The sequence below is a fragment of the Vibrio sp. SNU_ST1 genome, from assembly GCF_030563405.1.
Lineage (GTDB): Bacteria > Pseudomonadota > Gammaproteobacteria > Enterobacterales > Vibrionaceae > Vibrio.
The window spans coordinates 2270170-2280994 of sequence record NZ_CP130748.1 but is presented as its reverse complement, the minus strand read 5'-3'; the positions used below and the strand labels follow the sequence as shown (position 1 = coordinate 2280994).

Genomic DNA, 10825 nt, shown 5'->3' with positions numbered 1-10825 from the left:
CTTTGTGAGATCTATGTCAGATTTTTGTAACTAACATTTAATAGGTGCCTATTCCGTAAGGTGAAGTGTGATCTGTGTTTTAATTTGTTATTATTTGAAAAGTTAGTTTTAAGCCCGTATATGAAGGGTGTTTCCTGCGCAGATTCTCTATGTTTATCTCGAATTATAGGTGAGTTAAATTTGTGCGTTTTGATGTTTTTTTGATGAGTGGTTTGAATCAGTGAGTATGAGTAAAATGGAAAAACCAGTCGTCGATCTATGGCTATGTTCTCTGAGCGATTTGCGTGACGATTCCGATAGCAGGTCATATTTAAAACAGACATTAACGGACGATGAAATAGTGAAAGTTGAGCGGTATCGAATACCCTCATCTCAAGTTCAAGCCTTGTATGTTCGTAACTATTTAAGAGGTGTGTTGTCTTGCTATTCGGATTTAGCACCTGAAGCGTGGCGATTTGATTATGGTGAGAAAGGAAAGCCAAGATTAATTGAGAAACAACAAATAGAAACCGGCCTGAATTTCAATATCAGTCATAGCAAAGAATATTTGTTAATCGCAGTTTGCCAGAGAGAAGGGAAGTCACTTCAATTAGGCGTCGATATCGAACATGCCAGAAGCTCGACCAATATCGACTCGATCATGAAGCACTATTTTTCAGATACGGAATTGACGGATTTACTTGAGCTCAGCAAAGAAGAACAAAGAGAGCGCTTTTTCGATCTGTGGGCGCTGAAGGAGTCGTATATCAAAGCGACGGGCAGGGGGCTAGCCACATCGTTGCGAAGCTTTTCGTTTGATTTCTCCAATCTGACGGAGCAAACATTGCCAATTCACCCTTCGGATTTTCAACCAAACTTGCAGGATGAAATTAGATTTCATGGTGAAATCAGCATATACAGTGGAGTTGGGTTGGATGTTACTGAGCAAACTGATATTTCTACAGATTGGCAATGTTGCTTAGGGCGGTTGGATGAGCAGTATCGCTTTGCGGTTACGCTCGGCGGAAATTTGCTACCGATGCAGATAGAGATGAGAACCTTTGCATCATCTCATCTCTTTTAAGCTAACTTGGTGAGGTGAGGTTAGCTCGACTCACCAAGCATCGCTTTTAATACTTCAGCGGGTACAGGCTGAAGTTGCTTGTCTTTATCAAGGCAGACCATTTCAATATCACCAATCACCGCAGGCTTAGTGGCATCTTTGCGCCACACTTCTTGTCGCCATAGCGTTTTGTATTTTCCATCGAGTTCAAAAGAGGTTCTGATATCGCAAATCTCAGCGAACTCAACCCCATCTTGGAAAGTCATGTTGGCTTTATATACCGCAAAACCCAATCCATGTTCATTCCACAACTCCGCCAGTTTGTCGCTGCCCAATACATGCTCGCGTGCACGCTCGAAATACTTTAGAAAGTTGGGGTGATAAACCACACCTGAGTGATCGGTATCTTCATAGTAAATTTGTACTGGGTGATGGTAGACCTGGCTCATTGATATCAACTCTTATTAAGTAGTGTTGTTACAATACCAATCGTAGTAAATAACTGCTCGCTCTAGCTGGTTAAAATACTCGATAACAGCGTTAGAATTTTTGATTGTAGAATAACTACTTATCAAAAAATCATGCCTTGTTCTCAAGCCTTTTTCCTGCGCTATTTCTGATCACTTATTCACTGTGATTGGTATAAATCTGATTAAGTTGTGCAGCACTCTACAGGATAGGTTGAAATTACTTCAAGGCATCATCGACTCTTGAGCTTTTGGTCAGACCTCATTCATTACTAATACATTGGCCAGCTTCCACCCATTTACAAATATTTTATGTGTCATTTCCCACCCATTAATTTTTGCAGCGAGTTGGTAACTACTGCTGGCAGATATCATGAAGCCTTATGGTTAAAGGGTTGTTAATGATTTGTGTTAATGTGGCGCGCTAATTGCCTTAGTGAAAGCACGCAGTTCCCATTGAAGGGCTGCTTTGTTTACTAAGGAGAATAATAATGTTTAAGCCTCTTACCCTGCTGTCTGTATCTGCTCTGGCGCTCACAAGTTTTAATGCTGCTGCAAACTGTGATCCTGGTGAAATCGTGATTAAATTCAGTCATGTGACCAATACCGACAAGCACCCGAAAGGCATTGCCGCTTCTTTACTGGAAGAGCGAGTAAACACTGAAATGAATGGTAAAGCTTGTATGCAAGTTTTCCCTAACTCGACGCTTTACGATGATAATAAGGTACTGGAAGCCCTGTTAAATGGTGATGTTCAAATGGCGGCACCTTCGCTGTCTAAATTTGAGAAGTTCACTAAGAAATACCGCATTTTTGACCTTCCATTCCTATTTGAAGATGTAGACGCCGTTGACCGTTTCCAAAACTCAGAATCTGGTGAAAAACTGAAGAATGCAATGAAACGTCGTGGTCTACAAGGCCTTGCGTTTTGGCACAATGGCATGAAACAGATGTCGGCGAACAAACCTCTTATCAACCCTGAAGACGCGGAAGGTTTGAAATTCCGTGTTCAAGCATCAGACGTCTTGGTTGCTCAGTTTGAACAGCTAGGCGCTAACCCACAGAAGATGTCTTTCAAAGAAGTATACGGTGGCCTGCAAACTAAGGTTATCGATGGCCAAGAGAACACATGGTCAAACATCTACGGTAAGAAGTTCTTTGAAGTACAAGACGGCGTGACTGAAACCAATCACGGTATCTTGGATTACCTAGTTGTAACGTCAAACGACTTCTGGAAAGACCTACCTGAAGATGTACGTACGCAACTTGGCACAATCGTTCAAGAAGTGTCTGAGACTCGTAACGCAGAATCTTCAAAAGTTAACCTAGCGAACAAAAACAATATCATCGAAGCTGGTGGTGAGGTTCGTGCGCTTACGCCTGAACAGCGTGAAGCATGGGTAACTGCGCTTCAACCAGTATGGAAGAAGTTTGAAAAAGACATCGGTTCAGATCTTATCGATGCAGCGTTAGCTTCAAACCAATAACACCGCTAAGGGAGTGGCGTGCATTTCGCCACTCCTTATTAAAATAACTATAAGCGGAGTCAATTATGGATAATCCTCAAATGGAACAGCCAAATTCTAGCGAATCAGCACTGGAAACCTCTTTTTTTTCCAAAGTCGGAAGAGTTACGGATGTGATTGAAGAGTCATTAATCGCATTTTTCCTTGGCGCAATGACGCTACTTACTTTTGCCAATGTGGTATTTCGATACGCATTCAATGGCAATATCTTATGGGCACTAGAACTGACGGTGTTCATGTTCGCTTGGATGGTGTTAGTGGGCGCATCTTATGGCGTTAAAAAACACTTCCACATTGGCGTTGATGTGATCATCAACCTTGCCCCAGAAAAGCTACGTAAAGTGTATGCGTTAATCGCCGTCACAAGCTGCCTAGCATTCTCAATCTTACTCCTTATCGGTTCTTGGAATTACTGGTACCCATTCGCGACTGAGCGCGCTTGGTACGAGACCGATGATATTCCAATGCCTGAGATGCTTCAGTTTCTTTCCAACTGGATGAATGAAGGCGAGCGATACGAGAAACTGCCACGTTTTATTCCTTACATGGCACTGCCGATTGGTATGGCAATGCTGACGTTCCGTTTTGCCCAAGTTGCTTACCAAGTAGTCACAGGCAAGCTTGACCGCATGATTGCAGGTCATGAGGCCGAAGAAGAGCTGGATGCATTGAAAGCTGATGTATTAGCGGGTTCTGATGAAGATGCGACAGCAGTATTGGATTCGACTCCGCAGAACAAAGCGAATGAGTCGAGTACAAAATCTAACGGTAAGGAAGACTAATAATGGCAATGTTATTTCTATTTTTAATGGTAATTGCTTTCATGTTGGTCGGTGTGCCAATTGCGATTTCCCTAGGTTTATCGAGCATCATTTTTTTGTTGATGCACTCTGATGCGTCATTAGCTTCGGTTGCACAAACGCTGTTTAATGCATTTGCAGGCCACTACACACTCTTAGCGATTCCTTTCTTTATTTTGGCCTCTAGTTTCATGTCCACTGGTGGTGTGGCGAAACGTATTATCCGTTTTGCTATTGCAATGGTGGGTTGGTTCCGCGGCGGTTTAGCAATGGCATCGGTTGTGGCGTGTATGATGTTCGCTGCACTGTCTGGTTCGTCTCCTGCAACGGTAGTAGCGATCGGTAGTATTGTTATCGCAGGTATGATCAAAAACGGCTACACAAAAGAGTTCGCGGCAGGGGTTATCTGTAATGCGGGTACTTTGGGTATCTTGATTCCACCATCCATCGTTATGGTTGTTTACGCTGCGGCGACGGATGTATCTGTAGGTCGTATGTTCTTAGGCGGCGTGATTCCTGGCCTGTTGGCGGGTGTGATGTTGATGATAGCTATCTACATTGCAGCACGTATTAAGAAAATTCCTGCACAGCCATTTGTGGGCTGGGGTGAGATGTTCGCAGCTGCGAAGGATGCGAGCTGGGGCTTGTTGCTGATTGTTATCATTTTAGGTGGTATCTACGGCGGTATCTTTACTCCGACAGAAGCGGCTGCTGTTGCAGCGGTTTACGCGTTCTTCATTGCCAACTTTATCTATAAAGATATGGGGCCGTTTGCGGACAAGAAGAATACAAAGCCTGCTTTGGTGAAAGTGTTCCAAACGTTTTTCCATAAAGACACCAAAGACACGCTCTATGATGCGGGTAAGCTGACCATCATGTTGCTGTTTATCATTGCCAATGCTCTGATTCTTAAGCATGTACTGACAGAAGAACGTATTCCTCAGATGATCACTGAGTCTATGCTTTCTGCGGGCTTAGGTCCGATTACCTTCTTGATTGTGGTGAACGTTCTACTCTTGATTGGTGGGCAGTTCATGGAGCCATCAGGCTTGCTGATCATCGTTGCGCCGTTGGTATTCCCAATTGCAATTGCACTGGGCATCGACCCTATTCACCTTGGTATCATGATGGTGGTGAACATGGAGATAGGGATGATAACCCCGCCGGTGGGGCTCAACTTGTTTGTGACCGCTGGGGTCGCGAAGATGTCGATGATGAACGTAGTCAAAGCAGCACTGCCTTGGGTGGGCGTGATGTTCTTGTTCCTAATCATCGTGACTTACGTACCATGGGTTTCAACGTGGTTACCAACTACTCTGATGGGGCCGGAGATTATAACCAAGTAGTGAATGGTTTTATTCTCAATGTAAATAGCAGCGATAGATGAAGAGTTACACCTTTTCATCTATCGCTTTCTTATTTCCGCGCCTTATTGTGCCGCTTAAGCGTCTGTCGTAGCCTTTCCATCGTACTCTTTTCTTTCTTCGCTCGCGCCCAGACCTTCTTTCTACTTCATAGTGGTCATCAACCAGCACTGTATCTACAATGACCGGAATGGTCGTTTTTTCATTCATATGCAACTTATCCTTAAAGTCGACATATGAATTATGGGAGAGGAACCTCATCTCTGCCAGTTTCGATAAACATTCAGATCAAGCGGGAGTTTGTGCTTTGTTTCGTGGCTTGTTTCTTTTACTTCGCAGCTTAATTCCTTACTTCGACATCTATTGTTTTACTTAAAGTTCTCTTTGTCGATTTGATAGCGCTGCATTTTGTCGTAAAGCGTTTTTCTTGGGACATTTAATTGAGACATGGTTAATTTTATACTCCCTTCATTCTCAATCAGCGCACGCTCGATCACTGCTTTTTCGAACTCTGCTACTTGGTCCGATAGACTAATGCTGGCATCTGAGTGGCTGTCTGAGCTCGCACCATCCCCCAGTTGAGCTAATTTTCCGAGTAAGATGAAGCGTTCAGCGCTGTTACGTAGTTCACGAACATTCCCTGGCCAATCATGAGCCAAAAGCGCGTGCAGTTCCTTTTGTGGAAGTGCCGGGGCTGTCTTGCCATAACGCGCTGCAGCGACCAGTAAAAAGTGGTGGAAGAGTGCTGGGATATCTTCTTGGCGGCTTCTTAGCGGCGGTAAATCTAGTGTCACGACATTGAGGCGATAATAGAGATCTTGGCGGAAAGTACCTTCTTCAGCAGCTTTCTTTAGGTCGACTTTAGTTGCCGCAATCACTCTGATATCTAGAGGAACTAAACCATTGGAACCAACTCTTTCAATGACGCGTTCTTGCAAGACGCGCAACAGGCGAATTTGTGCCTGCATTGGCATGGATTCAATTTCATCTAAGAATAGGGTACCGCCCTGAGCAAATTCAAATTTACCTACTCGCTTGCTTTCGGCGCCAGTAAACGCACCTTTCTCGTGACCATAGAGTTCACTTTCAATCAGGTTTTCAGGCACCGCCCCACAGTTGACCGCGACAAAGTTTTGCTCTCGGCGGCTGCTTTGTTCATGCAGAGAACGTGCGACCAACTCTTTGCCAGTGCCTGTTTCACCAAATAATAATATATCGGCGTTGGTGTCGGCGACGTGAGTGATGATAGAACGCAGGTCGGTCATTGATTGTGTGTCACCAATGATTCGCGGGCCAAGTGCTTTACTGGCCTTTAAAGAGCGCTTCAATTCAAGATTCTCGAGTGTGAGTTGACGCTTTTCTATTGCTCGTTTGGTGGTTTCGATTAGACGTTCATTGGCGAATGGCTTCTCAATGAAGTCATAGGCGCCATCTTGGATTGCTTGTACAGCCATCGAAATATCGCCGTGACCAGTAATCATAATCACGGGGATCTCTTTGTCTTTGTGCATCACGGTGTTGAGCAGGTCATGCCCGGAAAGGCCCGGTAGACAGATATCAGTGATGATTACGTGAGGTAAGCCGTTCTCTTGAATCGCGAGCAGAGCAGACTCCGCATCGGGAAAGAATTCGGCATCAATATCGGCGAGCTCAAAGCTCTGTTCAATAGCCATTCTCAGATCGGTTTCATCATCAATGAAATAGACGTGACACATAGTTATTCCTTTAATCTTTTATTTTTATTGTTGGTGAACGTGTACTGGTTTGCTTAGCGACAAATCTGATTCTTTTGTTGGAACTATGGGTAACTCGATACTAAATCGAGCACCACCTTGTGGGCTGTGATCTGTAACTAGCTTGCCATTTATTCCGCTGATTATTTGTTGAGAAATCGATAGCCCAAGTCCAAGTCCATTTTTCTTGGTGGTATGGAAGGGTTCAAAAAAATTGCCGTTAGAAGGGGAGGTGAAGCCTGGGCCATTATCATCGACATGAATCAGCAAGGTCTTGGCTTGTTGATGGTCGGACTCCCTCATCTCTAACAGAATAACTAATTGTTTGTCATCTTGTTGTTCCATCGCCTGAATCGCGTTAGTCAGCAGGTTAATGATTACTTGCTCCAGTTGAATGGCGTTGGCGAGCACGCAAGCATCAAAGGTTTCAGGGAGTTCGTTGACCTTAACTCGTTCACTCTTGAGCTGTGGCTTCATCAGTTCTTTTGACGAGTGCAATACCGGCAGTATCTGTAACGTGTGCAGTTCTTCCGCGGTGGATTTCTTTGCAAAGGAACGAAGCTGGTGGCTTATCTTAGCCATACGGTTAGTGAGCGCCGAGATTCGCGATAGATTGTCATCGACACGATCGGTCTTTTCTTTTGCAAGAAATAGTCGGCCGTTATCGGCATAACTACGAATAGCCGCTAATGGGTTATTTAGCTCATGACTGATGCTTGCTGACATTTGCCCCAACACGGCCAGTTTGGCGGCTTGGATGAGTTCGTCTTGTGTCTGCCTCAGTACATGTTCGGTTTCGATTCGGTGGTTAATCTCGACATGCAGCTCTGAAGTACGCTCAAGCACTTGAAATTCTAGCTTTTGCTTAGCCTCAGATTGCAGCCTATCTATCTGCGCACGCCTTTGTTGTCGGTGGTGATTGAGTTGCATTGTTAGATAAATAATCGCAAAAATAAGGCTCAGAACCACAAGGTAAGCAACCAAATCCCACCAAACTAAGTGAGTTGGAGAAAATACCCGTATGGTGAGTTTCGGCTCGGCTAGGAAGCGTGAGGAGCTAAAGAACTGCTCTTGGACAAGCTTGTGTGGAGACTCAATATTGCTAGTAGCGCTCTCTAAGTCACCGGAGAAGTGCAGGCTTTCTATTTTTGTATCGAGATACTGCCTGCTTTCTTGAATTCGAGAGTGTTGTTCTTCGCTTAGTGGTTGAAGGCTTTTGAACAGCCACTCAGGATTGCTCGACATAAATACGATCTGGTCTTTATCGTCAGCAACAAAAAAACTCTGTTTGCCTTTCCAACTTGCTTCAATTAGCGATAAATCCATCTTTACGACAATGACGCCAATAATCTCGGCGGCATAGGAGACGGGGTAAGAATAATAATAGCCTCGTTTTCCCGAGGTTGAACCTAGCGCAAAATATTGATTTTCATTGCCAAGAATCGCTTCTTGAAAGTAGGGGCGGAAAGCGAAATTTCGACGAATAAAAGAACGCGGTAGATTCCAGTTACTGGCTGCTATGGTGGTGCCAATGCTGTCTAACAGATAGGTGTCGGATGCTTGAATCACCGAGTTTACGTGTTCTAGATAGCGATTGGTGAGTTCGATTTGCGCAGAGTTACTTGGAGAGTGAAGAGCATCGACCAACTCTTTGTCCTTTGAAAGCAGCTCGGGAATGTGCGCGAACTTGTCGAGTTGGCTTGAAATATGAACCGAAAATCGGTCTAGCTTAGATTGATGATCATTTAACAAACTTTCATGGCTTGTGTTCCACACCCAATGGCCTCCAAAGACCATCAGTAGACTGTATATGGCCATTAATAGTATTGGGATTCTCAAAGCTTGAAACATGAAGGCTCTCCGCTCATTTCTTTGGTAAATAATCAAGCCTGTCTTCTCTCGTTTATGGTAGCAAATAGCGGTAGTGTTTGCTGAAAGTAGACAGTCGCCAGATGGATGTAGGTTAAGGGTTTGTAACGGGGATTGTTGAAAAAGTTATTGACTCTGAGGGGTAAAACAAGAGCAAGATCTCTTTTTAAGGTTTTTAGCAAAAAAAGCCCTCGATTCCCTTGAAAAAGTCGCTATTGTCCCCATTTCTGTTGTGCTAAGTGATGATTTGATCGTTTTTGTATCATTTAGTTGGACGAATTTAGAGCATTCATCATCATGCAGAGGTGAACGGCTCGACAGAGATTAAACAGATCGCTAGAATGTCGCGTCTAAAATTTCTGTCCTGAGGCTAATCGGAGATACCTTTCTTGTTTTCGAAAACAAGCTTTATTGCGTTTTAATCGACGCGTGAAGAACGAAGATATCGCTGATTAGTCTGGTGTTTGGTTGAATAGTCAATTCAGACATCAATGCTCGATTTTAAATTAGGTGTTCGGATAGAGCACTACACAAGGATGCAGCCAACAACGTCGGCTTTTGAATTAAAGCTAAGTTACGGCTCATATGCTCAGATTACTGAGCCAGTTTTGAGGTTTATATAATGCAAGTTACTGTTGAAACGCTAGAAGGCCTAGAGCGCCGTCTTAATATTACTGTTCCTGCTGCTAACATCGAAGATGCAGTTACAGCTGAACTACGCAACATCGCGAAAAACCGTCGTTTCGATGGCTTCCGTAAAGGCAAAGTGCCAATGAAGATGGTTGCTAAAATGTACGGCAAAGCAGTACGTCAAGACGTGATGGGCGAAGTAATGCAACGTCACTTCATCGAAGCGATCGTTAAAGAGAAAATCAACCCAGCTGGCGCACCTACTTTCGCACCAGTTGAAAACAACGAAGGCGCTGACCTAGTATTCAACGCAACTTTTGAAGTTTACCCAGAAGTTGAGCTGAAAGGTCTAGAAAACATCACTGTTGAGAAACCAGCAGTAGAAGTTAAAGAAGCTGACGTTGAAGAGATGATCGAAACTCTACGTAAGCAACAAGCAACTTGGACTGAAGTTGAAGCTGCTGCTGACGCTGGTTCTCGTGCAACTATCGACTTCGTTGGTTCTATCGACGGTGAAGAGTTCGAAGGCGGTAAAGCTGAGAACTTCCCACTAGAGATGGGTGCTGGTCGCATGATCCCTGGTTTTGAAGACGGCATCGTTGGTAAAACAGCAGGTATGGAATTCGAAATCGAAGTAAACTTCCCAGAAGATTACCACGCTGAAAACCTAAAAGGTAAAGCTGCTAAGTTCTCTATCAAGCTGAACAAAGTTGAAGCTCGTGAGCTTCCTGAACTAAACGAAGAATTCGTTTCTAAGTTCGGCGCAGCTGAAGGCGTTGAAGGCCTTAAAGCTGAAGTTCGTAAGAACATGGAGCGTGAGCTTAAGCAAGCTGTTAAGAACCGCATCAAAGAGCAAGCAATCGACGGTCTAGTTAACGAAAACAACATCGACGTACCTTCTGCTCTAATCGATCAAGAGATCGGTGTTCTACGTCAACAAGCTGCTCAACGTTTCGGTGGCAACACTGAAGCTGCTGACCAACTTCCACGTGAGCTGTTCGAAGAGCAAGCTAAACGTCGCGTAGTTGTAGGTCTTCTTCTTGGTGAAGTAATCAAGACTGAAGAGCTAAAAGCTGATGACGAGAAAGTTAAAGCTATCATCGAAGAGATGGCTACAGCATACGAAGATCCAACAGAAGTTATTGCTTACTACGAGCAAAACGAGCAAATGATGAACAACATGCGCAATGTTGCTCTAGAAGAGCAAGCTATTGATGCAATCATCGCTAAAGCTCAAGTTTCTGATAAAGAAGTTAGCTTCAACGAGCTAATGAATCAGCAACCTGCTTAATATAGTAATATCTGACGTAGAAGGTTGACGTACGGTCAACAATTCTGCTAACAATGGTCCGTATGATTTAATCATTCGGGCCATTTATTTTAGGGACATAAGA

The 10825-nt window shown here is 44.0% G+C and carries 9 protein-coding genes and 1 pseudogene; 6 read left to right on the top strand and 4 right to left on the bottom strand.

What is annotated here, in order from left to right; all coding sequences use genetic code 11:
* Positions 1 to 235: 235 nt before the first annotated feature.
* Positions 236 to 1063 (top strand): 4'-phosphopantetheinyl transferase superfamily protein, encoded by an 828-nt coding sequence (locus Q5H80_RS09940; RefSeq protein WP_304564633.1) that lies wholly within the window; start codon positions 236 to 238, stop codon positions 1061 to 1063.
* 20 nt (positions 1064 to 1083) lie between these two features.
* On the opposite strand, the gene Q5H80_RS09935 is transcribed toward Q5H80_RS09940, so the two are convergent.
* On the bottom strand, positions 1084 to 1491 hold the full coding sequence (locus Q5H80_RS09935; protein ID WP_132942085.1) for a thioesterase family protein: 408 nt from the start codon (positions 1489 to 1491) through the stop codon (positions 1084 to 1086).
* Between the two features lie 509 nt (positions 1492 to 2000).
* Here Q5H80_RS09935 and Q5H80_RS09930 point away from each other — a divergent pair.
* The 3 genes from Q5H80_RS09930 to Q5H80_RS09920 all read left to right on the top strand — a co-directional run bounded on the left by Q5H80_RS09930 (position 2001) and on the right by Q5H80_RS09920 (position 5181).
* The gene (locus Q5H80_RS09930) at positions 2001 to 2996 is read left to right on the top strand and encodes a TRAP transporter substrate-binding protein (protein WP_304564632.1); all 996 of its coding nucleotides are present in this window, start codon (positions 2001 to 2003) and stop codon (positions 2994 to 2996) included.
* A 65-nt stretch (positions 2997 to 3061) separates the two neighbouring features.
* Complete coding sequence (locus Q5H80_RS09925; protein ID WP_304564631.1) at positions 3062 to 3817, top strand: TRAP transporter small permease; 756 nt, start codon at positions 3062 to 3064, stop codon at positions 3815 to 3817.
* Between the two features lie 2 nt (positions 3818 to 3819).
* Positions 3820 to 5181 (top strand): TRAP transporter large permease, encoded by a 1362-nt coding sequence (locus Q5H80_RS09920; RefSeq protein WP_304564630.1) that lies wholly within the window; start codon positions 3820 to 3822, stop codon positions 5179 to 5181.
* Positions 5182 to 5226: 45 nt separating this feature from the next.
* Here the strand turns inward: Q5H80_RS09920 and Q5H80_RS09915 are convergent, their stop codons facing one another.
* From Q5H80_RS09915 to Q5H80_RS09905, 3 genes are all read right to left on the bottom strand, one after another.
* Positions 5227 to 5409: a hypothetical protein gene (locus Q5H80_RS09915; RefSeq protein WP_086712335.1), complete on the bottom strand. Its 183-nt coding sequence runs from the start codon at positions 5407 to 5409 to the stop codon at positions 5227 to 5229.
* Positions 5410 to 5567: 158 nt separating this feature from the next.
* On the bottom strand, positions 5568 to 6914 hold the full coding sequence (locus Q5H80_RS09910) for a sigma-54 dependent transcriptional regulator (RefSeq protein WP_304564629.1): 1347 nt from the start codon (positions 6912 to 6914) through the stop codon (positions 5568 to 5570).
* A gap of 24 nt (positions 6915 to 6938) precedes the next feature.
* Positions 6939 to 8783, bottom strand: a complete 1845-nt coding sequence (locus tag Q5H80_RS09905) for an ATP-binding protein (RefSeq protein WP_304564628.1) — start codon at positions 8781 to 8783, stop codon at positions 6939 to 6941.
* Positions 8784 to 8946: 163 nt separating this feature from the next.
* Between Q5H80_RS09905 and Q5H80_RS21145 the strand changes: the two are divergent.
* A pseudogene (locus Q5H80_RS21145) lies at positions 8947 to 9129 on the top strand (hypothetical protein); the annotation flags it as partial.
* A 294-nt stretch (positions 9130 to 9423) separates the two neighbouring features.
* The gene (tig, locus tag Q5H80_RS09900; RefSeq protein WP_004736079.1) at positions 9424 to 10722 is read left to right on the top strand and encodes a trigger factor; all 1299 of its coding nucleotides are present in this window, start codon (positions 9424 to 9426) and stop codon (positions 10720 to 10722) included.
* Positions 10723 to 10825 lie beyond the last annotated feature (103 nt).

Coding starts and splice junctions, on each gene's coding strand:
- Q5H80_RS09940 (WP_304564633.1), top strand. CDS start 236: ATGGAAAAACCAGTCGTCGATCTATGGCTATGTTCTCTGAGCGATTTG.
- Q5H80_RS09935 (WP_132942085.1), bottom strand. CDS start 1,491: ATGAGCCAGGTCTACCATCACCCAGTACAAATTTACTATGAAGATACC.
- Q5H80_RS09930 (WP_304564632.1), top strand. CDS start 2,001: ATGTTTAAGCCTCTTACCCTGCTGTCTGTATCTGCTCTGGCGCTCACA.
- Q5H80_RS09925 (WP_304564631.1), top strand. CDS start 3,062: ATGGATAATCCTCAAATGGAACAGCCAAATTCTAGCGAATCAGCACTG.
- Q5H80_RS09920 (WP_304564630.1), top strand. CDS start 3,820: ATGGCAATGTTATTTCTATTTTTAATGGTAATTGCTTTCATGTTGGTC.
- Q5H80_RS09915 (WP_086712335.1), bottom strand. CDS start 5,409: ATGAATGAAAAAACGACCATTCCGGTCATTGTAGATACAGTGCTGGTT.
- Q5H80_RS09910 (WP_304564629.1), bottom strand. CDS start 6,914: ATGTGTCACGTCTATTTCATTGATGATGAAACCGATCTGAGAATGGCT.
- Q5H80_RS09905 (WP_304564628.1), bottom strand. CDS start 8,783: ATGTTTCAAGCTTTGAGAATCCCAATACTATTAATGGCCATATACAGT.
- tig (WP_004736079.1), top strand. CDS start 9,424: ATGCAAGTTACTGTTGAAACGCTAGAAGGCCTAGAGCGCCGTCTTAAT.